We start from the raw sequence: 25,924 nt of genomic DNA on the forward strand, positions 1-25,924 counted from the left end.
CCGCCCTGCCGTCCCCACCGGACATCGATTGCGATCGGGAGACAGACGAAATGGTTGAGCAGCCGCTCACGGTGCTCTTCATGCCGGAGAGCGCCTACGGGCCCACCAACAACTGCATCGGCATCGGCGACGTGCTGCGCCGCCGCGGGCACCGGGTGGTCTTCGCCGCGGAGGCGTCCTGGAAGGGCAAGCTGACCGCCCTCGGGTTCGAGGAGGACCTGGTCGACCTGGCCGAGCCCGCCGAGGACGCGGCGGAGCAGGACGCGGGCCAGTTCTGGAAGGACTTCATCCGCGACACCGCGCCGGAATACCGCAAGTCCACCCAGGTGCAGCTGGAGACGGTCACCAAGCCGATCTGGGACGCCCTGATCGACGGCGCGAAGTACTGCGAGCCGCAGCTGAAGGACATCATCGCCCGGGTCAAGCCGGACGTGATCGTCGAGGACAACGTCATCACCTTCCCGGCGCTGCTGACCGCGGGCGTGCCGTTCGTCCGGATCATGTCGTGCAACCCGCTGGAGGTGCGCGGCGACGGCGTGGCCCCGGTCTTCTCCGGCCTGCCCGCCGACGGCACCGGCTGGGCGGAGTTCCGGGCCGAGTACGACCGCACCCACCGGGAGATCTGGACCGCCTTCAACACCTGGGTGGTCGAGCAGGGCGCCCCGCCGCTGCCGGACCTGGACTTCATCCACGAGGGCGACGCCAACCTCTACGTCTACCCCGAGATCATCGACTACACCGCCGAGCGCCCGCTGGACCCGTCGTGGACCCGGCTGGACTCCTCGGTCCGCGAGACCGATGAGGCTTTCACGCTTCCGTTCGAGCGCGGTGGAGAGGCGTTGATCTACTTCTCGCTCGGCTCGCTGGGTTCCGCCGATGTGGAGCTGATGCGGCGGGTGATCGACGCGCTGGGCCGTACGCCGCACAAGTACATCGTCTCCAAGGGCCCGCTGCACGCGGAGATCGAGCTCGCCCCCAACATGTGGGGTGCGGAGTTCGTGCCGCAGACTAAGATCATCCCGCTGGTCGACCTCGTCATCACCCACGGCGGCAACAACACCACCACCGAGGCGCTGCACTTCGGCAAGCCGATGATCGTGCTGCCGCTGTTCTGGGACCAGTACGACAACGCCCAGCGGGTCCACGAGACCGGCTACGGCGTCCGCCTGAACACCTACACCTTCACCGACGAGGAACTCTACGCGGCGCTCGACCGCCTGCTCGGCGACACCGAGCTGCGTGAACGCCTGGCCGCCGCGGGCGCGGAGATCCGCCGCCGGGACGGGTTGCGAGTTGCCGCAGATGTCATCGAGAAGGTCGCTGCCAAGTAATAACATGCCGTACGTCCGGATTCGTGCATCATGTGCGATTCGCCGATCTGGTAATGGTGTGTTCCAATTTCTGATGCCACAGAAGGCACACGCGTGACAGGCGAGAGGTTTAGAAGCCAGTGACAACGCACGACCCGCGAGGTGGCCGAGCGATAGGGAACGGGCCGGAGCCCACGGCTTCGGCGGCTTCCTCCGGCTCCCGCGCTGCGTTTATGCGGCTGGGCAACTGGCGGGTGCGCTCCCGCCTGGTCGCGCTGATCCTCCTGCCGACGGTCGTCGGCGTGCTGTTCGCCGGTGTTCAGCTCACCGCGGCGATCAGCACGTCGGCCGAGTACCGCCGGCTCACCCAGGTCGCCGAACTCGTGGTCCAGCTGGACGAGATCAACCACGAACTGGCCAGAGAACGCGACCTGATGGCCATGTACAGCGCCGAGGGCTTCCGCAACAACCGGAAGACCCAGGTCCTCAACCAGCAGTCCAAGGTGGACGGCATCCGGGGCCGGGTGATCGAGTCCCTCCAGAAACTGGACGAGTCGCAGCCCACCCGCGTGCTCAACCAGGCCAAGCGCATCGCCGGCTGGCTGCAGGGCCTGGAGGGGCACCGTAAGGGCCTCATCAACAGCCAGGTGCCCGCCCGAGGCGCCATCGGCATGTACACCCGCATGATCGCCGACATCAGCGTGCTCCACGAGGACCTCGGCCGCAGCGGCGCCGACCAGCAGCTGTTCGGCGACAGCCTGGCGCTCACCGCGCTCAGCCGGGCCAAGGAGAACCTGTCCAGGAGCCGCGGCATCCTGACCGTCGCGATCATCGCCAAGGGCAAGCTGGACTACGACGACCTCTCCGACTTCCTCACCGCCGTCCGCAACCACGACGCGGACCTGGTGCTCTTCCAGAAGGAGGCGTCGCCCGCGATCGCCGCCCTCTACAAGAGCACGGTGCAGGGTCCCGAAGTCGAGCGCACGCACTCGATGCGCGCGCTCGCGCTCGCCCAGGTCCGCGCGGGCACCTTCATCGGCAACCTCGACCTGCTCCGCAGCAACGACGCCTCCAGCTGGTACAACGCGGCCTCCTCCACCATCGACCTGATGCGCGAAGTGGAGAAGGACCTCGGGTCCCAGGTGGTCGCGCACAGCCAGTCGCTGCAGGACAGCGAGCAGCGCAGCGCCATCATCTCCGGCGTCCTGATCCTGGTCCTGCTGGCCGTCGTGCTGGCCATCACCGCCCTGGTGGCGAGCTCGCTCACCCGCCCGCTGCGCCGGCTGCGCCGGGAGGCCCTGGAGATCGCCGGTTCCCGGCTGCCGGACACGGTCCAGCGGCTGCGCGAGTCGGGCGAGTCCGCCGAGACCCCCGACGTGTTCCCGATCGGGGTCACCACCAGCGACGAGATCGGGGAAGTGGCCCGGGCCTTCGACGAGGTCCACCGCGAGGCGGTCCGGCTGGCCGGCGACGAGGCCAAGCTGCGCAGCAACGTCAACTCGATGTTCGTCAACCTGTCCCGCCGCACCCAGACCCTGGTGGAACGCCAGCTGTCCCTCATCGAGGGCCTGGAGCAGGGTGAGCAGGACGAGCAGCGGCTCGGCAACCTGTTCAAGCTGGACCACCTGGCCACCCGCATGCGCCGCAACAGTGAGAACCTCCTGGTCCTCGCCGGGCAGGAGCCCGCCCGCCGGTGGGGCCAGCCGGTCCCCGTGGTGGACGTGGTCCGCGCCTCGCTGTCGGAGGTGGAGAACTACGAGCGGGTCAACATCCAGATCCAGCCGGGCGTCGCCGTCGTCGGCCAGTCCGTCAACGACGTCGTGCACCTGGTCGCCGAGCTGGTCGAGAACGCGATCTCCTTCTCTCCCCGGGAGACCAAGGTCGCCGTCTCCAGCAACCGGATCGACGGCGGCGGACTGATGATCTCCGTCAGCGACGTCGGCATCGGCATGACCGGCGAGGAGCTCGCCGCCGCCAACTGGCGGCTGGCCAACCCGCCCGTCGTGGACGTGTCGGTGTCCCGCCGGATGGGCCTGTTCGTGGTCGGCCGGCTGGCCCTGCGGCACGGCATCCGGGTGCAGCTGCGCCAGCAGGACATGGGCGGCCTGACCGCCATGGTGCTGCTGCCCGAGTCGCTGCTCTCCCAGCCCGCCGCGTTCCCCGGCATGCCGCAGCAGCCCGCCGCGCTGCCCGGCGGCCCCCAGCAGTACGGCCTGCCGCCCGCTCCGGCGTTCGGGCAGCCCGCGCTGGCCAGCCCCACCTCGTTCGAGACGATGGGCCGCCCGCCGGTCTTCGGCGCGGACGCCCCTGGCATGGGCGCGCCCGAGCCGTGGCGGCGTGGCCGGTTCGAGAACTTCGACCAGCACAACCAGCAGGGCGGCTTCGACCGTACGCCACCCGCTCCGGAACGTGGCCAGGAGCGCGGCCCGTTCGACACCGGGTCCACCACCAACCCGTTCGGCACGCGCAACCCGTTCGAACCGGCTGCCGGGAGCAACCCGTTCGACACCGGGCCCAACCGCAATCCGTTCGACCCGGGCGGGCGCAGCCCGTTCGAATCCGGTGCCTTCGGAGCCGGGAACGCGACAGGGCCCAACCCGTTCGACCCGAGCGCCTCCGGTGGCTTCAACACGACCGGCCCCAACCCGTTCGACCCCAGCACCTCCGGTGGATTCGGCGTCGGCAACACGACCGGGCCGAACCCGTTCGATTCCGGTTCCTTCGCCTCCCCCCGATCCTTCGACAACAGCGCCCCCGCTGAGACGTCCTGGCCCGGGCAGCCGCCCACGCCCGGCAGTCCCAACTGGCCTGGCGGGCCGCAGGGCGCTCCCGGCGACCGGGGCAACGGCTGGCCGGGGCGGCCGTTGCGTGGCCCGTTCGAGCCGGACGTGGACAACACCGGCCCGCTGCCGGTGGTCCGCAGCTCGCCGCTGGAGGAGATCGACGAGTTCCTCCCGATCTTCGCGGCGGTCGAGTCCGACTGGTTCCGCCGGTCCGCGCCCAGCTCGGAAGAGCCCGACGGCGACGCGGAAGGCGGGCCGGCCGAGCGCAAGGCCTGGTCGTCCCCGGCCGACGCGGGCTGGCAGGCCGCCAAGGCCGCGGCCGAGCCCGCCCTGGGCGGGGTGACCTCTTCCGGTCTGCCGAAACGGGTGCCCAAGGCCAACTTGGTCCCCGGTTCCGCGGACTCCAAGCCGTCCTCGGCGGTCGCGGCGGCCGCCGCCGCGCCCGCCTCCGTTCCCGCCGCCCCGCCCGGTCCGATGCCCGGGGTCTCCCCCGAGCGGGTGCGCAGCCGCCTGTCGAGCTTCCAGCAGGGCGTACGGCAAGGCCGTGCGGTGGCCAGGGGTGACATCAGCGAGGAGCAAGGATGGCCTGGAGCCGTCCACAGCGGTCCTGAGAGCGATAAGGATGAGGCATGAGGGAAATGAGCCAGGCCGCTCGCGGCGTCAATTGGCTGATCACTGATTTTGTGAACAACGTCCCAGGCGTGGCCCACACGGTGGTGGTTTCCGCCGACGGATTGCCCCTGGCGTTCTCCGAGGGGTTCCCCAAGGATCGGGCCGACCAGCTGGCGGCGGTGGCCGCTGGCCTGATCAGCCTGACCCAGGGCGCGTCCCGGGTGTTCGAGGGTGGCGCGGTCACGCAGACGGTGGTCGAGATGCAGCGCGGGCTGCTCCTGATCATGTCGATCAGCGATGGTTCGTGTCTGGCCGTGCTGGCGGCGGCCGATTGTGACATGGGCCTGGTGGCCTACCAGATGACGCTCCTGGTCGAGCGGGCGGGTCAGGTTCTCACGCCAGCGGTGCGGGCCGAGCTCCAATCCTCGCATCCCCGTTGATCGACACTAGGAGGACGCGGTGGCAGGCGGCTGGACAGGCGAGCCTCCGGCGGAAACCAGCTCGCTGGTACGGCCGTACGCGGTAACCGGTGGCCGGACGGCGCCGCGGATGCAACTCGCCATGGAGGCCCTGGTCTCCTCGGCGACCGCGGGGCACGTCGACCTCTCGACGTTGACCCCGGAGCGCCAGGCGATCAGTTCGCTGTGCCGTCAGGTGCGGTCGGTCGCGGAAATCTCGGCGATGTTGAGGATGCCGCTCGGGGTGGCCCGAATCGTGATCGCCGATATGGCGGCCGAGGGGCTGGTGCACGTGCACCAGCCGCAGCTGGACGCGGGTAAGCCGGACTTGGGCTTGTTGGAAAGGGTGCTCAGTGGACTTCGACGGCTATAACCCCGGGGCAGGCGCCGCGGGCGCCGGCCGGGGCCTCACCTCAACGAAGATCGTCGTTGCGGGCGGCTTCGGGGTTGGAAAGACGACCTTCGTGGGCGCGGTGTCGGAGATCGTGCCGCTGACCACGGAGGCGGTGATGACCGACGCCTCGGCCGGAATCGACGACCTCGGGCTGACCCCGCACAAGACGACGACCACGGTGGCGATGGACTTCGGCCGGGTGTCGCTGGATCAGGATCTGATCCTGTATCTGTTCGGCACGCCCGGTCAGCACCGTTTCTGGTTCATGTGGGATGACCTGGTGCGTGGCGCGATCGGCGCGGTGGTCTTGGTGGACACCCGCCGGTTGGCCGACAGTTTTCCCGCCGTGGACTATTTCGAGGAGGCCCAGCTGCCCTTCGTGGTCGGCGTCAACGGCTTCGACGGGTCCTACCCGCACGGGGAGAACGAGATCAGGGAGGCGCTCTCGCTGTCTCCGAACATCCCGGTGGTCCGCACCGACGCGCGGGCCAGGGACTCGGTGAAGAGCACGCTCATCACGCTGGTCGAGCACGCGCTCACCATGCGGGTGGCCGTCCCCGGCTGGCAGCGCTAGCCGGGGCCCGGCGGTTTCACCAATGCGGTTGACGCGCGGAATCCGCTAGATCGGAGTCGCCACGACCGCGCTCGCCCAGGCGGGCAGCTCGACGATCTCGGACAGGGCCAGGCCGCTCTTCTCCAGCAGCGTCTGATATTCCGTCCGGGTCCGCTCCATCCCGTCCCCGATCAGGGCCAGCATCCGCATGTCGCCGTCCAAGCCGACATGCGGGGAGTCGTCGTCGGGGAGGACGATCTCCACTATAAGGATCTTGCCGGTGGAGGGCATCGCGGCCCGGATGTTGCTCAGGATCCGGACCGAGTCGTCGTCGTTCCAGTTGTGGATGACATTGGCGAGGATGTACACGTCCCCGGCCGGGATGCCGTCCGGGACGAAGAAGTCGCCCACCACGCACTCGCACCGGTCCGCCAGACCGGCCGCCGCGATCGCCTCCCGCCCGGACGGGATCACCCTGTCCAGGTCGAACAGCACGCCGCGGGTCCCCGGGTGGGCGGCCAGCACGGCGGTCAGGATGTGCCCGCGCCCGCCGCCCACGTCCACCACCCGCTCGACGCCGGTGAAGTCGTAGTGGTCGGCCAGGCCGTTGGCGAACGGGATCGCCCGGCGGGTCATGTAGTCGTCGAAGACGACCGCGGCCTCCGGGTTCGCACCCAGGTACTTGTATACCGGACCGTGCAGCTCGCGGAAGGCCGAGACGCCGGACTTGACCGTCTTGGGGAGTTTGCCCATGCCGTTCCAGTACGCCTCCTCGCCAACCAGCCGGATAGCCGAGCGCAACGAGCCAGGGGAGTCGTCCGCCAGGAGGAGCCCGGCCTCGGTGACCTCGTAACCCTCCGGCACGCTGCGGACGAACCCCATTCCCGCCAGCTCGCGGAGCACTCGCCGGACCGACAGGGGGTGGGCTTCGCAGCGCGCGGCCAGCTGGTCGGCGCTGAGCGGCCCGTCCCGCAGGTGCGCGGCGAAGTCGAGTTCGGCCATCGTGGACAGAGCGGCGAAGCGCGAGATGCCGTAAATCGCGTCCCAGACAGCGTCGGCGGGGTTAGCGGTCACCTGGTCTCCAATTCGTGATTGTTGGTCATGCCGCGAACCATCCGGCCGACATCGGCGCGGAGCTTGACGAAGGCGTCGAGTTCGCGGGTGCGGATCTGGTCGCGGGGTCCCGGCAGGTCGACGGTGAGGTCGCCTGCCACGGTCCCCGGCGCCTTGCTGAGCACGACCACGCGGTCCCCGACGTAGACGCTCTCGTCCACGTCGTGGGTGATCAGCAGGATGGTCATGCCGTGGTGGGCGCAGACCCGGAGCACCAGGTCTTCCAGCTCTTCCCTGGTCTGCGCGTCCACCGAGCCGAACGGCTCGTCCATGAGCAGCAGCGACGGCCGGTAGGCCAGTGCCCGGGCGATCGACACCCGCTGCTGCATGCCGCCGGACATCTCCCACGGGAACTTGGCGGCGGCGGCGCCCAGGCCCACCTCGGTGAGCGCGGCCATCGCCGCCTCGTCCCTGGCCTTGCGGTTCAGGCCGCGGCGGCGCAGCGGCAGGCCGACGTTGGCCAGCGCGGACAGCCACGGGTAGAGGGAGCGGCTGTAGTCCTGGAAGACCACGGCCAGGTTGTCCGGCGTGCTCTCGACCGGGCGGCCTTCCAGCAGGACGCCACCGCCGCTGGGCTTGATCAGCCCCGCGATGGACCGCAGCAGGGTGGACTTGCCGCAGCCGGAGGGGCCGACGACGCAGACCACCTCGCCCTGCTTGACGGTCAGATTGATGCGGTCGATAGCGCGATATGTGCCATAACTGTGGGTCAGATCGACTAACTCAAGCACCGGAGCTTCCTAGATCTTCCGAGATCTTCTAGATCGTCCGCCGGGCACGCTGATGCCATGCCAGGATGCGGCCCTCCAGCAGGAGGAACGAAGCGTTGAGCAGGAATCCCAGCACGCCGAGCAGGACGATGTAGGCCCAGACGTCGGCGAACAGGAAGTTCTGCTGCGCGGTGAGCAGGCCGTACCCGATCCCGCTGGTGCTGCCGATCAGCTCGGACACCACCATCAGGATCAGCGCCAGGGACAGGCTGAGCCGCAGACCCGCGAAGATCTTCGGCATGGCCGCCGGGAGCACCACCCGCCACAGCACGTCGGCACGGGAGAATCCGAAGACCCGGGCCGTCTCCAGATACTGGCGATCCACGGTCTTGCAGCCGTCCGCCGTGTTCAGCAGCACCGGCCAGATCACGCCGAAGACGATGATCGCCAGCTGGGTGGCCGTGCCGATCTGGAACAGCGCGAAGAAGATCGGCACCAGCAGCGGCGGCGGAACCGCCCGGCCGAACTGCAACATCGGGTCCAGGTAGTCGGCCAGCCTGGCCGACCGCCCGATGGCGACCCCGATCAGGATTCCGGCCGCGCTGGCCAGGATCCAGCCCGCGAACAGCCGGCCGAGGCTCGGCGCGAACGCCTCGATCGCCTCGTCGGTGAGCAGCGCCCGGGTCAGCGGCCCGGAGAACCAGAGCTCCTGGATGCGCACCGCGATCGTGCTCGGCGCGGGGAAGTAGGGCTGGGCGGCGAGCCGGGTGGCCAGCTCCCACAGCACCAGCGTCACCGGCACGATCCAGAGCCCGGCCACCCTGCTCGCGAAGCTTTTCCGGTTGAGGCTCGTACGGGTCACGACACACCCGCCATCCGGCTGTGATGCCAGCGGAATACCCGTTTCTCCGCGGCCACCAGCAGCGAGTTGACGGCGATGCCGAACAGGCCCACCCAGGCGGTCGCGGCGATCATCAGGTCGACCCGGTTGCCGCTGCCCGCCGTGCTGATGAAGACGCCGACGCCGTTGGTGCCGCCCGCCACCACCTCAGCGCTGACCACCAGGATGATGGCGACCGAGGCGGCCAGCCGTACCCCGGTGGCGATGAACGGGGCCGCGCTGGGCAGCACGACCCGAAACACCGTCGCGCCAGGACCGAAACCGAAGCTCCGCAGCGTCTCCTTGGCCAGCGGGTCGACGTCGCGGACACCGTAGATGGTGTTGATCAGCACCGGCCAGGTGGCCGCGTACACCGCGACCGACATGCGCATGTGCAGCTGGTTCTGGAAGATCATGATAGCCAGTGGGATGAGGGCCACCGACGGGATGGGCCGGAGGAACTCGATCAGTGGCCGGGTCGCGACCTCGGCGGGCCGGGCCACCCCGAGCAGCAGACCGGCCGGCACCGCGATGGCGATGGTCAGCGCGAGTGCCCAGAACCAGGCTTCCACGCTGGCGAGCGCGTGGCCGAGGAACTCGCCGTCGACGGCGAGTTCCACGGCCCTGCTCAGGATTGTGGAGGTGAGCGGGATGAATGTGGCGTCGATGAGGCCCGTTCTGCCCGCGGCCTCCAGAACGACAAGCAGCCCCGTGGCGCCGATGACGCCACGGAGCACTGTCGAGCCGATCAATCTGGACACGTCACCCCGCGGTCGGCGCGTGCAGCACCGACTTCACGTCGAATCCGGCCTGCAGGTAGCCGTACTCCTTCATCGTGTCGGCGACCCGCTGCAGGCGCGCCTCGCTCAGGGTGGTGGAGTAGACCCCGAGCGCGATGACGGAGGCCGTGGCCGCGTCGATCTTGGTGTATTTCGGCAGGACCTCTTCGATCGCCTTGCGGTCGGACGCGGCCAGCTGCTGGGCCTTGGCCAGCGCGCGCTGGAAGGCGGCCACCGTCTTCGGGTTCTTGGTGACGAACTCGTCGTTCATCACCCAGCCGGCGATGGGGAAGTCGGCCAGCGGGCCGCTCATCGTGTCGGCGACCTTCTTGGCGCCCTGCTGGGAGTAGGCCGAAATGAAGGGTTCAGCCACCCAGATCGCGTCCACGGTGCCGTTCTTCAGCGCACCGCCCATGTCCGGCAGCGGCATCGGCACGAACTGCTTGGGGTCGATGGTCACGCCGGCCACCTTGGCGCTGGCGGTGACGGCCATGGTGGCAATGTTGTTCAGCGTGTTGACCGCGATCTTCTTGCCGGCCAGGTCCGCCGGGCTCGAGATGCTGGCGTCGTCCGCCTTGGCCATCAGGACGAAGTTGTCGGGTGCTGCCTGGTAGCTGTCCGCGACCACCTTGAACTTGCCCACGCCCTTCTCCTGCGCGGAGAACAGGGAGACGTAGTTGTTGAGAATCGCGTCCAGCTGGCCGGCGACCAGCTTGGGCGTGGCGGTGGCGCCACCGACCTCGATGGACGTCCGTACGGTCAGTCCTTCTGCGGTGAAGAAACCCTTGTCGATCGCGATCTGAATCGGAGCCGAGTCGGGTATAGGCAGGATACCGACCGTAAGGGCGGTTTTTTCCAAGCCGTTATTCGCGGTGTCCGCCGTCGTATTCGTATCAGCGCCGCCGCATGCCGTGAGTGCCAATGCGGCCAGGACGCTCACCACGAGCGGTCGGCCCAGGAATAGGCGTCTCATGGAGTCTCCTTTAGCTGGGGGAATGGCCCGCACGGATCGTCAGATGATCTCGAACACGGCGGGCGACGAGCGACGAGCGTAGCGGAGGAAAAACCCCCTCAACAGGAATGAGAGCACTATGTCACCAAACTTGTAAACAAGTCGGCTGTTGGTGACTTTTGTACGAAATGAGGTGTTTCAGGGGGTTGGACCGGTCCATCGAACGCATGATCCCATGGAGGGTATACAGTTGAGGCTTCGACCAGCGAAGTTCGCTCTGACCTCTCGACATTACTGAGCGGTACGTGTTGGATCGTGGCAATCCGGTCACGGCTATTGGTCTATCTCGTGGTCTTATGCTCCAATTGCCCGTGGCTTATGGGAGGTTTCCCGGGATAATTGATTTTTCTTTAGCGGAAGGTGCGGCCTGTGAGGACGGCTACGATCGACAATGATCACCGCACCGTGTCCGAGACGCCCCCGGCGGCCCTCCCCGGTCCCGAAGGCGAAGAAGACACGCGCAACCGGCTGGCGCTGAAGAACTGGCGGGTCCGTAGCCGCCTGGTCGCCCTGATCCTGGTCCCCACCATCGGAGCGGTGCTCCTGGGTGGGCTTCGTGTGGTGACATCGATCAACAGCGCCGCTGAATATCAGAGGGTCAGCGAGGTGGCGGCCTTCACCGGCACCCTGAGCGACCTGATCCACGAGCTCCAGCTGGAACGCGACCTGACGGCTCGTTACATCGAGAGCGGCCGTCCGGGCGAACCCGCCCTCGGCCTGGTCCGCAACCAGCGCGGCTCGGTGGATGTGCTCACCGACGCGGTCCGCAGCCGCGTCGAGACCGTCGGCGACTCCTTCGGAGAAGTCGGCAGGCAGAACCTCTCCCGGCTCGACCGGCGCCTCGGCGAGCTGGCAAACCTGCGCAAGACGACCGTGGAGACCCTGCTCCCCGCGCTGCTCGCGATCGACAAGTACTCCGCCTTCATCGCGGACCTGATCCGGCTCTACGACGAGAACGGCCAAGGCGGCGTCGACGAGGAGCTCGACGCCAGCGCCACCGCCCTCGCCTCGCTGGCCCGGGCCAAGAACGAGGCCTCCATCGTCCGGGCCACGCTCGCCCTCGGCACCACCGTCGGCCGCTTCGACCCGTTGGAACTGGACGCGTTCACCGCCGCCCGCAAGCGGCAGGAGAGCGAGCTGAGCGCGTTCCGCACGGTGGCAACCCCGGCGGAACGCCAGCGTTACGCCGACCTCGTGACCGGTCCGGAGATCGACAGGGCGGAGTTCCTCCGGCTGTCGGCGCTCGAAGTGATCAGGACCCGCCGCCTGCTCAACAACCTGGACGACCGTCCCGGTCCTGACGGCGACGAGTGGTTCCAGGTCAGCAGCGCCACCGTCGACAAGATGCACGAGGTGGAGAAGCTCCAGATCGCCTCCCTCGTCGACCGCAGCAACGGCTTCGCCGCCGCCGACCAGCGCGGCGCCATCGCCAACATCATCGTGGTTGTGCTGATCCTCGGCCTGGTGCTGGTCATCACCACCGCGATGGCCCGATCGCTGGTCAAGCCGCTGCGCCGGCTCCGCTCCGAGGCCCTGGAGATCGCCGGTCACAAGCTCCCCGAGCTGGTCCAGCGGCTGCGCGACTCCGACGGCACCGGCAACTCCGCCGAGGTGAAACCGCAGCCCATCGGCGTCTCCTCCACCGACGAGATCGGGGAAGTGGCCCGGGCCTTCGACGAGGTCCACCAGGAGGCGGTCCGGCTGGCGGGTGACGAGGCCAAGCTGCGCAGCAACGTCAGCGCCATGTTCGTCAACCTGTCGCGCCGCACCCAGACCCTGGTGGAACGGCAGATCGCCCTGATCGACGGCCTGGAGCAGGGCGAGCAGGACGAGCAGCGGCTCGGCAACCTGTTCAAGCTGGACCACCTGGCCACCCGCATGCGCCGCAACAGTGAGAACCTCCTGGTCCTCGCCGGGCAGGAACCCGCCCGCCGGTGGAGCCAGCCGGTGGAGCTCACCGACGTCATCCGGGCCGCGCTGTCGGAGGTCGAGGGCTACGAGCGGGTCGCCATCAACATCCCGTCCGACGTGGCGCTGGCCGGACAGGCCGTCAACGACGTCATCCACCTGCTGGCCGAGCTGGTCGAGAACGCGCTTTCGTTCTCCGCCAGGGACACCCGGGTGGTCGTCTCCGGCAACCGGATCGACGGCGGCGGCGTGATGGTCTCGGTCACCGACGGCGGTATCGGGATGACCCAGGAGGAGATCGCCGCGACCAACTGGCGACTGGCCAACCCGCCGGTCGTGGACGTGTCGGTGTCCCGCCGGATGGGCCTGTTCGTGGTCGGTCGGCTCGCGCTCCGCAACGGCATCCGGGTCCAGCTGCGCTCGCACGACAGCGGTGGCCTGACCGCGATGGTGCTGCTGCCGGAGTCGCTGATGGGCGCTCCGGCGTACTCCCAGCAGCAGTACGCGGGCACCTTCGCGCCCAGCTGGTCGCCGCAGGGCCAGTCCGAGCCCGTCGCCTGGGGCGCCCCGCCGCTGGCCCTGTCGGCGCCCGCGCCGAACGGTCCCGGCGGGCCCTTCGCCACGCCGGGTCCCGGCGGGCAGCACCCGTCCTTCCCGCCGCCGGGGATACCGCAGGCCATGTTCGGCGCCGACAACGGGGGACCCCCGCGGTCCGCGTTCGACGGCCGGGGCCCCGCGGACGGCCGGAACGCGCTGGGCGGCGGCCCGTCCGGCGCCCTGCCGCCCTCGCCGTTCGACGGCAGGGGTGCGTTCGGCTCCGGGCAGCAGAACCCGTTCGACCAGCAGCCCGCCAGGTCGCCGTTCGACGCGCCCGCCACCGGGCAGGTCATGCGCTCGCCGTTCGACCCGCGCACCCCGCCCGGCGGGCCAGGCCCGGCCTCCAACGGGCCGCCGCTGCCGAAGCGGCGTGGGGATTCCGGTCTGTCCGGTATCTCTGGGTTCTCGGGAATGCCCGGGATGGATGTGGACAGCACCGGCCCGCTGCCCGCCGTACGGGAAGAACGTCCGGAGGACTTCCTGCCCATCTTCGCGGCGGTGGAATCGGCCTGGTTCCAGCGCAGCCCCGAGGACAAGAGCTGGAACCAGACACCCGCCGACAACGGCTGGGAGGCAGCCGCCCAGCAGCCCTCCTGGGAGGCCAGCACCTCATCCGGCCTGCCCAAGCGGGTGCCCAAGGCCAACCTGGTGCCCGGTTCCGCCGACGCGGGCAAGCCGGCCGTCGCGCCGATGCCCGCCCTCTCGCCGGAACGCGCGCGCAGCCGCCTGTCCAGCCTCCAGCAGGGGGTACGGCAGGGCCGCGCGGTAGCCAGAGGCGAGATCAGCGAAGACGAGGGATACCCGGGCGCCGGCAGAGGAGAAAAGCCGTGAGCGTGCCGACATCCACCTATCTGTACAGGGGTGTTCCGTGCGAGAGATGAGCCATGCCGCGCGCGGCATCAACTGGCTGATCAGCGACTTCGTCAGTTCGGTGCCCGGCGTGGCGCACACCGTGGTGGTGTCCGCCGACGGGCTGCCGCTGGCCTACTCCGACGGCTTCCCGAAGGACCGGGCCGACCAGCTCGCGGCCGTCGCCGCCGGGCTGATCAGCCTCACCCAGGGTGCCTCGCGGGTGTTCGAAGGCGGCCCGGTCACCCAGACCATGGTCGAGATGCAGCGCGGGCTGCTGCTGATCATGTCGGTCAGCGACGGCTCCTGCCTGGCCGTGCTGGCCGCGAGCGACTGCGACATGGGCCTCGTGGCCTACCAGATGACGCTCCTGGTCGAACGTGCGGGTCAGGTTCTGACTCCCGCAGTGCGGGCTGAGCTCCAGGCCACCCACCCGAGGAGATAATCATGGACTCGTGGGGGCCGCCGTATGGTGCCCCGATCCCGCCGCGGGATCCCGCCTCGCCGGTCCGGCCGTACGCGGTCACCGGCGGGAGGACGGCGCCGCGCATGCAGCTCGCGCTGGAGGCCCTGGTCTCCTCGGCGACGTCGATGCACCAGGATCTGGCCAACCGGCCGCCGGAGCAGCGGGCCATCAGCTCGCTCTGCCGCCAGGTGCGCTCGGTCGCCGAGGTGTCCGCGCTGCTGCGGATCCCCCTGGGCGTGGCTCGCGTGGTGATCGCCGACATGGCGGCGGAGGGGCTCGTGCACGTGCACCAGCCACAGCTGGACGCCGGACAGCCGGACTTGGGATTGTTGGAAAGGGTACTCAGTGGACTTCGACGTCTATAGCCACGGCACTGCCAGCCGTGGCCTGACCTCGACGAAGATCGTCGTTGCCGGCGGCTTCGGAGTTGGCAAAACGACTTTCGTCGGAGCGGTGTCGGAGATCGTGCCGCTGACGACCGAGGCGGTGATGACCGACGCCTCCAAGGACATCGACGACGTCGCATTGACGCCCAACAAGACGACCACGACGGTGGCGATGGACTTCGGCCGGGTGTCGCTGGACCAGGATCTGATCCTGTATCTGTTCGGCACGCCCGGTCAGCACCGTTTCTGGTTCATGTGGGATGACCTGGTGCGTGGCGCGATCGGCGCGGTGGTCTTGGTGGACACCCGCCGGTTGGCCGACAGTTTTCCCGCCGTGGACTATTTCGAGGAGGCCAAGCTGCCCTTCGTGGTCGGTGTCAACGGGTTCAACGGCGTCTACGCGCACGGCGAGGAGGAGATCAGGGAGGCTCTGTCGCTCTCCGCGCACATCCCCGTGGTCAAGACCGACGCCAGGACCCGCGAGTCGGTGAAGAGCACGCTCATCACGCTGGTGGAACACGCGCTCACCACGCGCGTGGGCTCGCCCGGCTGGTAAGCGGATAGGCTGGGGATCCTGGGGTAGTCCCCTGACCCACGACTTCTAGGCTGGCCAATCACGTGTTCGAGACGCTTTCCGACCGGCTGACTTCGGTCTTCTCCTCGCTTCGCGCCAAGGGCAGACTGTCCGACGCGGACATCGACGCGACCTGCCGCGAGATTCGCATCGCGCTGCTGGAAGCCGATGTCGCGCTGCCGGTGGTCAAGGACTTCGTCGCCCATGTCAAGGAACGGGCCCGCGGCGTCGAGGTGTCCCAGGCCCTCAACCCCGCCCAGCAGGTCGTCAAGATCGTCAATGACGAGCTGATCGACATCCTCGGCGGCGAGACCCGGCGGCTCCGCTACGCCAAGACCCCGCCGACCGTGCTGATGCTGGCCGGTCTGCAGGGCTCGGGCAAGACCACCCTGGCCGGCAAGCTGGCCCGCTGGCTGCGCGAGCAGGGCCACGTGCCCATGCTCGTCGCCTGCGACCTGCAGCGGCCCAACGCGGTCCAGCAGCTGTCGGTGATGGCCGAGCGGGCCGGGGTGGCCGTGTTCGCGCCCGAGCCGGGCAACGGCGTCGGCGACCCGGTCGAGGTGGCCCGCCGCTCGATCGAGCACGCCAGGCGGCAGCAGCACGACGTGGTCATCATCGACACCGCCGGCCGCCTCGGCATCGACCAGGAGCTGATGCGGCAGGCCGCCGACATCCGCGACGCGGTCAGCCCCGACGAGGTGCTGTTCGTGGTCGACGCCATGATCGGCCAGGACGCGGTGACCACCGCGCAGGCCTTCATGACGGGCGTCGGCTTCGACGGCGTCGTGCTCACCAAGCTGGACGGCGACGCCCGCGGCGGCGCCGCCCTGTCGGTGCGGCACGTCACCGGCCGCCCGATCATGTTCGCCTCCACCGGCGAGAAGCTCGAGGACTTCGATGCCTTCCACCCCGACCGGATGGCGGGCCGCATCCTCGACATGGGTGACATCCTCACCCTGATCGAGCAGGCCCAGAAGACCTTCGACGAGGCCGAGGCCGCCAAGATGGCGAGCAAGATGGCCTCCGGCGAGGGCTTCACCCTGGAAGACTTCCTCGACCAGATGATGATGGTCCGCAAGATGGGGCCGATCAAGAACCTGCTCGGCATGATGCCCGGCATGGGGCAGATGCGGGACCAGCTCAACCAGGTCGACGACAAGGACCTGGACCGGATCGCCGCCATCATCCGCTCGATGACGCCCGGCGAGCGGGCCGAACCGAAGATCATCAAGGGCTCCCGGCGGGAGCGCATCGCGCGCGGCTCCGGCGTCACCGTGACCGAGGTGAACAACCTGGTCATCCGCTTCTTCGAGGCGCAGAAGATGATGAAGCGCATGTCCCAGGGCATGGGCATTCCCGGCATGCCCGGCGGGCGGCGCCAGCAGAAGGCGACCAAGCCCAAGAAGGGCCGCCGGGTCAGCGGCGACCCGCGCAAGGCCGGGCTGCCCAAGCCCGTCGCGGAAACGCCCAATCCCGGGACCGGCGCGCTCGGCAACCTCGGCCAGCAGCTGCCGCCAGGTTTCGATCCGTCCAAGTTCAAGTTTCCTGGGCAGAAGTAGGCACGAACATCTGGCAGAATGGGGTGTTGGAACATCGTGATCTGGTGGGTGCCCTCTCACCCCCGCCTGTCGCGCCTGTCCCTCGGGCGGTCGACACGTCGTGCCCCACTCGATGAGACACCGCTCACCCACTTGCTGAAGCAGGAGAGACCACACCCGTGGCAGTCAAGATCAAGCTCAAGCGGCTCGGCATGATCCGCAACCCGCAATACCGCATCGTCGTCGCCGACAGCCGCACCAAGCGGGACGGCCGGGCGATCGAGGAGATCGGTCTGTACCACCCGAAGGAGAACCCGTCGCTGATCCGGGTCGACTCCGAGCGGGCGCAGTACTGGCTGGGCGTCGGCGCGCAGCCGACCGACCCGGTCCTGAAGATCTTCAAGCTGACCGGCGACTGGCAGAAGTTCAAGGGCGAGGCCGCGCCGCCGCCGCTCCTGGTCGCCGAGCCCAAGCCGGACCGGCACGCGCTCTACGAGGCCGCCGCCAAGGAGACGCTCTCCGGCGACTCCGCCGGCGCCGCCACCACGCCGCGCAAGGCCCGCAAGGCCGAGCCGAAGGCCGAGACCGCCGCCGAGGCTGAGCCGGAAGCCCAGGCCTGAGGTGCTGGAAGAGGCCCTCGAACACCTGGTTAAGGGCATCGTCGAACATCCCGACGAGGTCCAGGTCCGGGCTCGGAAGATCCGTACCGGGCGCGTCCTAGAGGTCCGGGTTCATCCTGAGGACCTCGGTAAGGTCATCGGCCGTGGGGGTCGCACGGCGAAGGCGCTGCGCACCGTCGTCAACGCCCTTGCTGACGGCAAGTACGTGCGGGTCGACCTGGTCGACCTGAACGAGGCCCGCTGAACAATCGCACGAGACCAGGGGACCCCCCACCGGGGTCCCCTGGCTTGTTTCTGGGGGTAAGAGCGTATGCAGCTAGTCGTGGGCAGGATCGGGCGTCCGCACGGCGTTCGCGGCGAGGTCACCGTGGAGGTCCGCACCGACGCGCCCGACCAGCGTTTCGCCCCCGGCACCACGCTGACCACCGACCCCGCCGCGCGCGGGCCGCTGGTGGTCGAGGGCGCCCGCTGGCACAAGGGCATCCTCATGCTCAGCCTGGCCGGCGTCGAGGGCCGCGACGCCGCCGAGGCCCTCAGGGACACGCTGCTGGTCATCGACTCCGCGGACCTGCCGCCCTCCGACGATCCCGACGAGTTCCACGATCACCAGCTGATCGGCCTGGCCGTCCAGACCCCCGACGGTTCCCCCGTCGGCGAGGTCGCCGACGTCCTGCATCACGGGCAGGATCTTCTGGTGGTACGGCGTGCGGGCCGTGACGACGCGTACGTGCCGTTCGTCAAGGCGCTCGTCCCCGACATCGACCTGGACCGGGGCTTCCTGGTCGTCGCCGCGCCTCCTGGTCTGTTCGATCTGGACACCTGATCATGCGCATCGACATCATCTCGATCTTTCCTGAGTATTTCGCGCCGCTTTCCGTCTCCTTGATGGGCAAGGCCCGCGAACGCGGCATTCTCGACATCCGCCTGCACCAGCTCCGTGACTGGGCGCATGACGTCCATCACACCGTCGACGACACGCCTTATGGCGGTGGGCCTGGCATGGTCATGAAGCCTGAGGTCTGGGGCGAGGCCATCGACGCGGTCATCGTGGGTTCCGCTGGTGAGGTCTCTGGCGGTTCGATTGCTGAGCCTTCGGGCGGAATCTCTGATGATGGTGTGGTTGCTGGCTCTTCGGGCGAAAGTTTGGTTTCTGGGCTTGAGGGCGAGGCTGCGGCCGTTCGGGGACCGGTTGTCGGCCGTACCCCACGTCTGATCGTTCCCACGCCCAGCGGGCGCCGGTTCACGCAGTCGGTGGCGCTGGAATACGCCGCGGAACCGTGGCTGCTGTTCGCGCCCGCGCGCTACGAGGGCATCGACTCCCGGGTCATGGTCGAGTACGCCTCCCGGCTGCATGTCGACGAGGTCAGTATTGGTGACTACGTGCTGGCGGGTGGGGAAGCCGCGGTTCTGGTCATGGTGGAGGCCGTGGCTCGCCTGCTTCCTGGCGTGCTCGGCAACGCCAACTCGGTCACCGACGACTCGTTCGCCCCTGGTGCCATGCAGAACCTCCTTGAAGGTCCCGTTTACACCAAACCTCCGGTCTGGCGCGGCCATGAGGTTCCTGACGTCCTTCTTTCCGGTCACCACGGCAAGATCGCTCGCTGGCGTCGGGACGAAGCCCTTCGGCGTACGTACGTCAGGCGGCCTGAGTTGCTCCCGGCCGTACAGGATCTGGATAAAGCGGACCGTCAGGCTCTCGCGGACCTCAACCCCGACGGGTGAGCCGATTCCGCGGCTCGTTTCGCCTCAGTCCTGAAGATGTGGCAAACTTAGTCGCTGTTGCCTATGTTGGCACAGCAGGGTCGGGGCATCGCGCCCGATCACCGAGACGTATTCAGCTCAGCACGCGCGTCCCTCACGCCGCCTGCCCACGGAGGACAGGCCGGATGGACCTCCGTGTGCTCGCTTCGATGAGGAACCGCCGTCATGCACACGAAGATCCAGGAGCTTGAGAAAGCTTCCCTCCGCACGGACATCCCGGCGTTCCGCCCGGGTGACACCCTCGAGGTGCACGTCCGTGTCGTCGAAGGCAACCGGTCCCGAATCCAGGTGTTCAAGGGCTTCGTCCTGCGCCGCCAGGGCGGCGGCAACCGTGAGACTTTCACCGTCCGCAAGATCAGCTACGGCGTCGGCGTGGAGCGCACCTTCCCGGTGCACAGCCCGGTGATCGAGAAGATCACTCTCGTCACCCGCGGCGACGTCCGCCGCGCCAAGCTGTACTACATGCGTGACCTGCGCGGCAAGGCGGCTCGCATCCGCGAGAAGCGCGACGCGCTGCCCGCCGCGAAGTAAGGCGGCGAAGATGAGGAGCCCGTGCCGCGCCGGCACGGGCTATTCCTCGTTTTGGGGACGTTTCCCCTCCACCGGCATCGCATTTGGCAAGTCGATGCCGCGTCGGCAACGCTCGGCGACGCGGGCATCATCTAGGCTCATGAGCAGGCGAGCCCGATGCATGTCGCGGGCTCGCGTGTTTTGTGACTAGCGAAGCGGGGTCAATCGACCCTGACCAGGACGGGGTGGACGTGGTCGCGGAAGACACCCAGCAGAATGCCAAGGGCGGCGGCAAGGATAAGAAGGGCTCGTTCTGGCGTGAACTGCCGGTTCTGATCGTCGTCGCCCTGGTGCTCGCGCTCCTCATCAAGTCCTTCGTGGTCCAGGCGTTCTACATCCCGTCGGAATCGATGGAGAACACCCTCCTGAAGAACGACCGGGTCCTGGTCAACAAGCTCGTCTACCGGGTCCGCGACATCGAGCGCGGCGACGTGGTGGTGTTCTCCGGCGTCGACTCCTGGGGCGGCGAAGCCGAATACGAGGAGCCCAGCAACCCGATCGCGGCCTTCTTCCGGTGGGTCGGCACCGCCTTCGGCGTTGTCCCCGGAGAGAAGGACTACATCAAGCGGGTCATCGGCGTCCCCGGCGACACGGTCAAGTGCTGCGACGCCGAGGGCCGCATCTCCGTCAACGGCGTGCCTCTGAACGAGAAGTCCTACCTCTACCCCGGCGACGTCCCGTCCATCAGCGACTTCAAGATCGTCGTCCCCGACGATCGCCTCTGGGTGATGGGCGACCACCGCGCGGTCTCGCTCGACTCCCGCGCCCACGGCGGCGACCCCGGCGGTGGCACCATCCCGATCGGCCAGGTCATCGGCCGCGCCTTCGTCATCGTCTGGCCGTTCGACCGGGCCGCCATCCTGCCCATCCCCGACACCTTCGACCAGCCCGCCCTGCACGCCGCCCAGGCGGCCTCGGGCGCAGCCCCCCTCCTTCTCGGATTCACAATGGCCTTCCCGCTCGTGGCGCTTAGACGCCGCATACGGGTGAGGCGGTAACCTACCGCAGGTGACCGTGGCTGAAGAGACCGATCCCCCCGCGCCCAAAAAGAAGAAGCGCTCCACCCTCCGCGAAACCGTCATGTTCACGGTGGGCGGAATCGTCGTGGCCGTGCTCGTGCACCTGTTCGTGATGCAGTCGTTCTACATCCCGTCCGAGTCGATGGAGAACACGCTGCTGGTCAACGACCGGGTGGTGGTGTTCAAACTGGGTGGCATCGACCGCGGCGACATCGTCGTGTTCAAGGGCTGGGACGGCGAGGACACCATCAAACGGGTGATCGGCAAGGGCGGCGACACGGTCAAGTGCTGCGACGCCCAGCGCCGCATCACCGTCAACGGCACCCCCATCCAGGAAGAGGAAAACTACCTCTATCCCGGCGACTACCCCGGCAAGACCTTCGAGGTCAAAGTCCCGGAAGGCCGCCTCTGGCTGATGGGCGACCACCGGACCAACTCGATGGACTCCCGCTCCTTCATGGAAGACGAGTTCACCGGCACCATCGCCGAAGCCGACGTGATTGGTACGGCTTTTGCCCGATATTGGCCGTTCGACCGATTGGCTTTCTTCTCCAGTCCGGAGACGTTCTCCAAGATCCCATGATGGGGCGTACGCTGCTTCTGTCATGACAGTTGCCTATCGACCCCGTCCCAGCGTCGTACGTCGCGATTCGGGGCTCTACGGATATGAACGGGCTCTCGCCCGGCGTGGCCTGGCTCCCGTCGCGGGCGTGGACGAAGCCGGCCGCGGCGCGTGCGCGGGCCCGCTGGTCGTCGCGGCGGTCGTTCTCGGCCGCGACATCGACGGCCTGGCGGACTCCAAGCTGCTCACCCCCGCCCGCCGCGAGGAACTCCACCACAAGATCATGGCGACCGCCCGCGCCGTGAGCGTGGTGATCATCCCTCCGGACGAGCTGGACGCCCGCGGCCTGCACAAGTCCAACGTGGCCGGCATGCGCCGCGCGATCGCCGCCCTCGGCCTGCTGCCCGGCTACATCCTCACCGACGGCTTCCCCGTCCCCGGCCTCCCCGCCCCCTCCCTGGCGGTCTGGAAGGGCGACCAGGTCGCCGCCTGCGTGGCCGCCGCCTCCATCGTGGCCAAAGTGACACGTGACCAAATGATGACCGAACTCCACGACGTCCACCCGGAGTACGGATTCGCCTTGCACAAGGGATATGTGACCCAATCGCACCGCAGGGCCCTGGCGACCCACGGACCCAGCCCGCATCATCGGTTCTCGTTCGTGACAGTGGCGCGGACGAGGCTGGGTATGGACATGCGGGAGAATGGGTCAGGGGCCCAGACGGGGTGTGGAACAGGAGGACCGGCATGAGCGCGGAGGATCTCGAAAAATACGAGACCGAAATGGAACTGCAGCTCTACCGCGAGTACCGCGACGTGGTCGGCCTGTTCACGTATGTCGTGGAGACCGAACGCCGCTTCTACCTGACCAACTCGGTAGACCTCGACGTGCGAACCGCCGAGAACGGCGACGTCTTCTTCGACGTCAAGATGCAGGACGCCTGGGTCTGGGACATGTACCGACCGGCGAGGTTCGTGAAGAACGTGCGGGTGGTTACCTTCAAGGACGTCAACGTGGAAGAGCTCGCCAAACCCGACCTGGAAATGCCGAAGGAGGGCTTCTCCAGCTGATTTTGACCGCGTTGTTGCGGACTCTTGCCGGTGGGTGGTGAGGCTGGCGGGAGGGGCGGGGTGGTGGCTTCGGGGCGAGCTTGCCACGTCGGTTTAGGCCCTTGAGAGTCTGAGGGGCGGGAGTTCCTACACGCTGGTGCTGGTGGTCCAGTGGGCGTGAGGTTGTTGGGCTGGGAGCGCAAAGTGCCTGTTTGGCGCGGTGACCGTCTGTCGGTGGGATAACCCCGCCACGGTGGAGTGGAACCCCGTGGAACCAGCGAGGGAGTCCGCGTTGTGGCTGTTAGCCCGTGTGGGTGACCACGGCGGCGGCGAGGCCCGAGGGAAACAAAGGGTGCGGGTGGGAAGACCCACGTCTACCTGGCGGAGCCGAGATCGTTGTCCGGGGTGGCGTCGGGGCGGGCGGAGGCCCGCGTGGAACCAGAGGGTTGGGCGGGTGGGGCCATCCACTCGACACCACTATTCATGACGATCCGGCATCCGGGTGCTAGGACGTTCGGCGGCATCTACTGGGATGTGTACCGGGCTGGGGGATTGGCGCTGACAAGGTCAGGATCAGCGCTCTTGAGGAGAATCGGACGATCTCGGTGTCCGAAATGATGGCATCTGGATTTCCACAGGTCACAGGGTTATCCACAGGCTCGGATTTTCTCGCACGACGAGGGCGGTGAATGAGCGAAGGTCGGGGCCGGAGGTGGTCTCGTGGCCGCGAAGGATGAACTGGGTAAGACCGGCGAGCGGCTCGCCGTGGAGTTCCTGCGGGCGGCGGGAATGAGCATTCTTTCCCGCAACTGGCGTTGCGACGCGGGGGAGATCGACATCGTGGCGCGCGATGGCCGCGTGCTCGTCGTGGTCGAGGTCAAGACACGATCCAGCCGCAGCCACGGAACAGCACTGGAGTCGGTGACGCAGGAGAAGGTGCTGCGACTACGATCCCTCGCCGGCCGGTGGCTGGCGACCCAGCATGAGTGGTTCGACTCGATCCGCGTTGACGTGATCGCCTTGGAGCGTTTCGCGGGCGACTTCTCGATCCGGCACGAGCGGGGGCTCGTCTGACATGCCCGTCGCGCGCACGCGGTGCGTCGCCCTGGTCGGCGTCGCCGGGCACACCGTCGAAATCGAAGCCGACGTCGGCAGAGGCGTAGTCGGCACACACTTCATCGGCCTCCTCGACACCGCCATCAGCGAATCCCGGGACCGTGTCCGTTCCGCCCTGCTCAACAGCCGCTTCGATTGGCCGGACGCCCGAGTCACCGTCAGCCTGTTCCCAGCCAGCTTGCCCAAGCGAGGATCAATCTTCGACGTGGCGATAGCGGTCGCCATCCTCGGCGCGGCCGGATCCATCCCTCCCGCCAGGATCGCGGACCCCTTCTTCCTAGGCGAACTCGGCCTGGACGGGCAGATAAGACCAATCAGGGGCGTCCTCCCCGCCGCACTGGCAGCCGCCGAAGCCGGTGCCCGCCTCATCGTCGTCCCCTCGCTCAACGCCAGCGAAGCCGCCCTGGTCCCCGGCCTGACCGTCGTCCCCGCATCCAGCCTCCGCGAACTCGTGGACTGGCTCCGCGAGGGAGACCTACACCGATTGCCCTGCGCCGACGACGTCGCCTCCTTCGACGCCCGCCCACCCGCACCGCCAACCGACCTCGACCTGATGGATGTCGTCGGCCAGCCCCTCGGCCGCTGGGCTCTGGAGATCTGCGCGGCCGGCGGCCACAACCTCTGGCTCCTCGGCTCACCGGGAACAGGCAAGACCATGCTCGCCGAGCGTCTACCCACGATCCTCCCCGTCCTGGATCGCGACCAGGCCCTGGAAGTCACAGCCATCCACTCGATCGCCGGCGCCCTCCCCGGCGGCCACCCCCTGCTCTTTCGGCCCCCGTTCATGGCCCCCCACCACACCGCCACGGTCGCCTCAGTCATCGGCGGCGGCACCGGCCTGATCCGCCCCGGCGCGGTAAGCCTCGCCCACCAGGGGGTTCTTTTCATGGACGAAGCTCCAGAATTCGCCAGCGGCGTCCTCGACTCCCTCCGCCAGCCCCTGGAGTCCGGCAAGGTCACCGTTTCCCGCGCCGCCGGAACGGTCACCTTCCCCGCCCGTTTCACCCTCGTCCTCGCGGCCAACCCTTGCCCCTGCGGCCTAGGCGGCGAAGCAGGCCGGTTCTGCGGCTGCAGCCCCAGCATCCGCCGCCGCTACCTCGCCCGCCTCTCCGGCCCTCTCCTCGACCGCGTGGACGTGAAAATCAGGCTCTCCCGTCCCAGCCGAGCCGAACTCCTAGCCGACCGCGCCCACACGGAACCAAGCAAGACAGTCTCCGAACGAGTCTCCCAAGCCCGAGAACGCGCCGCCAAACGCCTAGCAGGCACCCCCTGGCGCAACAACGCCGAGGTCTCCTCCGCAGTCCTCCACCGCGAATTCCGCCTCCCTCACGCTGTCCTCACCCCCCTCACCCGCGCCCTCGACGTCGGCACCCTGAGCGCCCGAGGCCTCGACCGAGTCCTCCGCGTCGCCTGGACCATCTCCGACCTCGCGGCCCGAGACCGCCCCGGCCTCGACGAAATCACCGCCGCCCTAACCATGTGGATGGGACAAGACCAGTAACGGGATCCCCTCGCAAAGGCGGGGGCATCCACGAAGGAGATCCGATGACAATCCCCAACAACCGCACCCCAAACCCCCTGACCCACGCCTACCCACCCACCAACTCCTCTCCATCCCCCAGCCACTCTCCAAGTCCCGGCCCAGCCTCCAGCCGCTCTCCGGTTCCCGGCCTAGCCTCCAGCCGCTCTCTGCCTCCCGGCCCAACTTCCAGTCACTCTCTAGCTTCCGACCAAGCCACCAATCGCCCTTCAGCTCCCGGCCCAGGGCCTAGCCACTCTTCGGCTCCCCTCCCAGCCACCAACCGATTCCCTTCCCACCACCCAGCGACCAACTGGTCCCCAGCTCTCCGCCCAATCACCTATCCATCCCTCAACACCTACACGGAAGGCCTGCCGCATCAGGACGGTGCCGAGCGCCGAGAGCAGGCCGGGGATGGCGAGAGCCGCCCAGGAGGTCTCGGGGGCGGCCATCACGCTCAGCCTCGGCTCCGGCAAGGCGGCGTCCTGTCGGCAGATCAGGACCTTCGCGCCTTTTCGAAGGGGGAGATTGCGCTATCCCCTGACGCGGACCACGCGCCGGACTCAAAGAGCACGGTCGGGGTGGGCTCTGGTTTGGCCAGATCTGGTCTTGGCCCGGCAGCGGTCGATCCGATGGCTCCTGCTCCTGCTCGAGTGAGTGTGGAACAGATCGATCTGCCTCGGTCTCATGGTGGGGGTGCGGGGCAGGCGGAGGATGGTGGGGGCGCGAGGTGGCCGGGTGTTGGAGAGCTGGGTTCTGGATCGGGATCTGGGCGGTCGGGATCC

26 protein-coding genes are annotated in these 25,924 nt (G+C 68.2%); 21 read left to right on the forward strand and 5 right to left on the reverse strand.

Annotated features, from left to right (window positions below; translation table 11 throughout):
* Positions 1 to 80: 80 nt before the first annotated feature.
* The 5 genes from Aple_RS23265 (at position 81) to Aple_RS23285 (ending at position 6,131) form a co-directional block, all read left to right on the forward strand.
* Positions 81 to 1,331: a glycosyltransferase gene (locus tag Aple_RS23265; protein WP_246264731.1), complete on the forward strand. Its 1,251-nt coding sequence runs from the start codon at positions 81 to 83 to the stop codon at positions 1,329 to 1,331.
* A 212-nt stretch (positions 1,332 to 1,543) separates the two neighbouring features.
* Positions 1,544 to 4,726, forward strand: a complete 3,183-nt coding sequence (locus Aple_RS23270) for a sensor histidine kinase (RefSeq protein ID WP_155346794.1) — start codon at positions 1,544 to 1,546, stop codon at positions 4,724 to 4,726.
* On the forward strand, positions 4,723 to 5,145 hold the full coding sequence (locus Aple_RS23275; protein WP_155346795.1) for a roadblock/LC7 domain-containing protein: 423 nt from the start codon (positions 4,723 to 4,725) through the stop codon (positions 5,143 to 5,145). Before Aple_RS23270 ends, Aple_RS23275 begins: the two co-directional genes overlap by 4 nt.
* Before the next feature lie 19 nt (positions 5,146 to 5,164).
* The gene (locus Aple_RS23280) at positions 5,165 to 5,536 is read left to right on the forward strand and encodes a DUF742 domain-containing protein (protein WP_155346796.1); all 372 of its coding nucleotides are present in this window, start codon (positions 5,165 to 5,167) and stop codon (positions 5,534 to 5,536) included.
* Positions 5,517 to 6,131, forward strand: coding sequence for a GTP-binding protein (locus Aple_RS23285; protein ID WP_155346797.1), 615 nt, complete (start codon positions 5,517 to 5,519; stop codon positions 6,129 to 6,131). The genes Aple_RS23280 and Aple_RS23285 overlap by 20 nt, the downstream gene beginning before the upstream one ends.
* Positions 6,132 to 6,176: 45 nt before the next feature.
* Here Aple_RS23285 and Aple_RS23290 read toward each other — a convergent pair whose 3' ends face one another.
* From Aple_RS23290 to Aple_RS23310, 5 genes are read right to left on the reverse strand one after another with little or no spacing between them, the layout of a single operon-like run.
* Entirely contained in the window at positions 6,177 to 7,184 is a 1,008-nt protein-coding gene (locus Aple_RS23290) for a methyltransferase (RefSeq protein WP_246264719.1), read from the reverse strand.
* Positions 7,181 to 7,954, reverse strand: coding sequence for an ABC transporter ATP-binding protein (locus Aple_RS23295; RefSeq protein WP_155346798.1), 774 nt, complete (start codon positions 7,952 to 7,954; stop codon positions 7,181 to 7,183). The genes Aple_RS23290 and Aple_RS23295 overlap by 4 nt, the downstream gene beginning before the upstream one ends.
* A 28-nt stretch (positions 7,955 to 7,982) precedes the next feature.
* Positions 7,983 to 8,795: an ABC transporter permease gene (locus tag Aple_RS23300; RefSeq protein ID WP_246264720.1), complete on the reverse strand. Its 813-nt coding sequence runs from the start codon at positions 8,793 to 8,795 to the stop codon at positions 7,983 to 7,985.
* Positions 8,792 to 9,574, reverse strand: coding sequence for an ABC transporter permease (locus tag Aple_RS23305; protein ID WP_246264721.1), 783 nt, complete (start codon positions 9,572 to 9,574; stop codon positions 8,792 to 8,794). Before Aple_RS23305 ends, Aple_RS23300 begins: the two co-directional genes overlap by 4 nt.
* 1 nt (position 9,575) lies before the next feature.
* Positions 9,576 to 10,565: an ABC transporter substrate-binding protein gene (locus Aple_RS23310; RefSeq protein WP_246264722.1), complete on the reverse strand. Its 990-nt coding sequence runs from the start codon at positions 10,563 to 10,565 to the stop codon at positions 9,576 to 9,578.
* Positions 10,566 to 10,973: 408 nt separating this feature from the next.
* Here Aple_RS23310 and Aple_RS23315 point away from each other — a divergent pair, with 408 nt between their 5' ends.
* The 16 genes from Aple_RS23315 (at position 10,974) to Aple_RS23390 (ending at position 25,121) form a co-directional block, all read left to right on the forward strand.
* Positions 10,974 to 13,940, forward strand: a complete 2,967-nt coding sequence (locus Aple_RS23315) for a nitrate- and nitrite sensing domain-containing protein (protein WP_170321628.1) — start codon at positions 10,974 to 10,976, stop codon at positions 13,938 to 13,940.
* A 37-nt stretch (positions 13,941 to 13,977) separates the two neighbouring features.
* Positions 13,978 to 14,403, forward strand: a complete 426-nt coding sequence (locus Aple_RS23320) for a roadblock/LC7 domain-containing protein (RefSeq protein WP_155338167.1) — start codon at positions 13,978 to 13,980, stop codon at positions 14,401 to 14,403.
* A gap of 2 nt (positions 14,404 to 14,405) precedes the next feature.
* A complete protein-coding gene (locus Aple_RS23325) occupies positions 14,406 to 14,789 on the forward strand; it encodes a DUF742 domain-containing protein (protein ID WP_155346800.1) in 384 nt (127 codons plus the stop codon).
* Positions 14,790 to 14,811: 22 nt separating this feature from the next.
* The gene (locus Aple_RS23330) at positions 14,812 to 15,366 is read left to right on the forward strand and encodes a GTP-binding protein (RefSeq protein ID WP_155346868.1); all 555 of its coding nucleotides are present in this window, start codon (positions 14,812 to 14,814) and stop codon (positions 15,364 to 15,366) included.
* A 62-nt stretch (positions 15,367 to 15,428) separates the two neighbouring features.
* Complete coding sequence (gene ffh / locus Aple_RS23335; protein WP_155346801.1) at positions 15,429 to 16,943, forward strand: signal recognition particle protein; 1,515 nt, start codon at positions 15,429 to 15,431, stop codon at positions 16,941 to 16,943.
* A 158-nt stretch (positions 16,944 to 17,101) separates the two neighbouring features.
* On the forward strand, positions 17,102 to 17,542 hold the full coding sequence (rpsP, locus tag Aple_RS23340) for a 30S ribosomal protein S16 (RefSeq protein ID WP_155346802.1): 441 nt from the start codon (positions 17,102 to 17,104) through the stop codon (positions 17,540 to 17,542).
* Between the two features lies 1 nt (position 17,543).
* Positions 17,544 to 17,786 carry an RNA-binding protein gene (locus Aple_RS23345; protein WP_155346803.1) on the forward strand — a complete coding sequence of 81 codons (243 nt, stop codon included), beginning with the start codon at positions 17,544 to 17,546 and terminating at the stop codon, positions 17,784 to 17,786.
* A gap of 66 nt (positions 17,787 to 17,852) precedes the next feature.
* Complete coding sequence (rimM, locus tag Aple_RS23350; RefSeq protein WP_155346804.1) at positions 17,853 to 18,365, forward strand: ribosome maturation factor RimM; 513 nt, start codon at positions 17,853 to 17,855, stop codon at positions 18,363 to 18,365.
* 62 nt (positions 18,366 to 18,427) lie between these two features.
* On the forward strand, positions 18,428 to 19,264 hold the full coding sequence (gene trmD / locus Aple_RS23355; RefSeq protein ID WP_373869617.1) for a tRNA (guanosine(37)-N1)-methyltransferase TrmD: 837 nt from the start codon (positions 18,428 to 18,430) through the stop codon (positions 19,262 to 19,264).
* 204 nt (positions 19,265 to 19,468) lie between these two features.
* On the forward strand, positions 19,469 to 19,834 hold the full coding sequence (gene rplS, locus Aple_RS23360) for a 50S ribosomal protein L19 (RefSeq protein WP_155346806.1): 366 nt from the start codon (positions 19,469 to 19,471) through the stop codon (positions 19,832 to 19,834).
* Between the two features lie 182 nt (positions 19,835 to 20,016).
* Positions 20,017 to 20,871 (forward strand): signal peptidase I, encoded by an 855-nt coding sequence (lepB, locus tag Aple_RS23365; RefSeq protein ID WP_373869616.1) that lies wholly within the window; start codon positions 20,017 to 20,019, stop codon positions 20,869 to 20,871.
* Positions 20,872 to 20,881: 10 nt separating this feature from the next.
* On the forward strand, positions 20,882 to 21,475 hold the full coding sequence (gene lepB, locus Aple_RS23370; protein WP_246264723.1) for a signal peptidase I: 594 nt from the start codon (positions 20,882 to 20,884) through the stop codon (positions 21,473 to 21,475).
* Positions 21,476 to 21,497: 22 nt separating this feature from the next.
* The gene (locus Aple_RS23375; protein WP_155346807.1) at positions 21,498 to 22,205 is read left to right on the forward strand and encodes a ribonuclease HII; all 708 of its coding nucleotides are present in this window, start codon (positions 21,498 to 21,500) and stop codon (positions 22,203 to 22,205) included.
* Positions 22,202 to 22,525, forward strand: coding sequence for a DUF2469 domain-containing protein (locus tag Aple_RS23380; protein WP_030511723.1), 324 nt, complete (start codon positions 22,202 to 22,204; stop codon positions 22,523 to 22,525). Before Aple_RS23375 ends, Aple_RS23380 begins: the two co-directional genes overlap by 4 nt.
* A gap of 699 nt (positions 22,526 to 23,224) precedes the next feature.
* Positions 23,225 to 23,578: a YraN family protein gene (locus Aple_RS23385; RefSeq protein WP_155346808.1), complete on the forward strand. Its 354-nt coding sequence runs from the start codon at positions 23,225 to 23,227 to the stop codon at positions 23,576 to 23,578.
* A 1-nt stretch (position 23,579) separates the two neighbouring features.
* Positions 23,580 to 25,121, forward strand: coding sequence for a YifB family Mg chelatase-like AAA ATPase (locus Aple_RS23390; RefSeq protein ID WP_155346809.1), 1,542 nt, complete (start codon positions 23,580 to 23,582; stop codon positions 25,119 to 25,121).
* Positions 25,122 to 25,924 lie beyond the last annotated feature (803 nt).

The organism is Acrocarpospora pleiomorpha (genome assembly GCF_009687885.1).
Taxonomy (GTDB): Bacteria; Actinomycetota; Actinomycetes; order Streptosporangiales; family Streptosporangiaceae; genus Acrocarpospora; species Acrocarpospora pleiomorpha.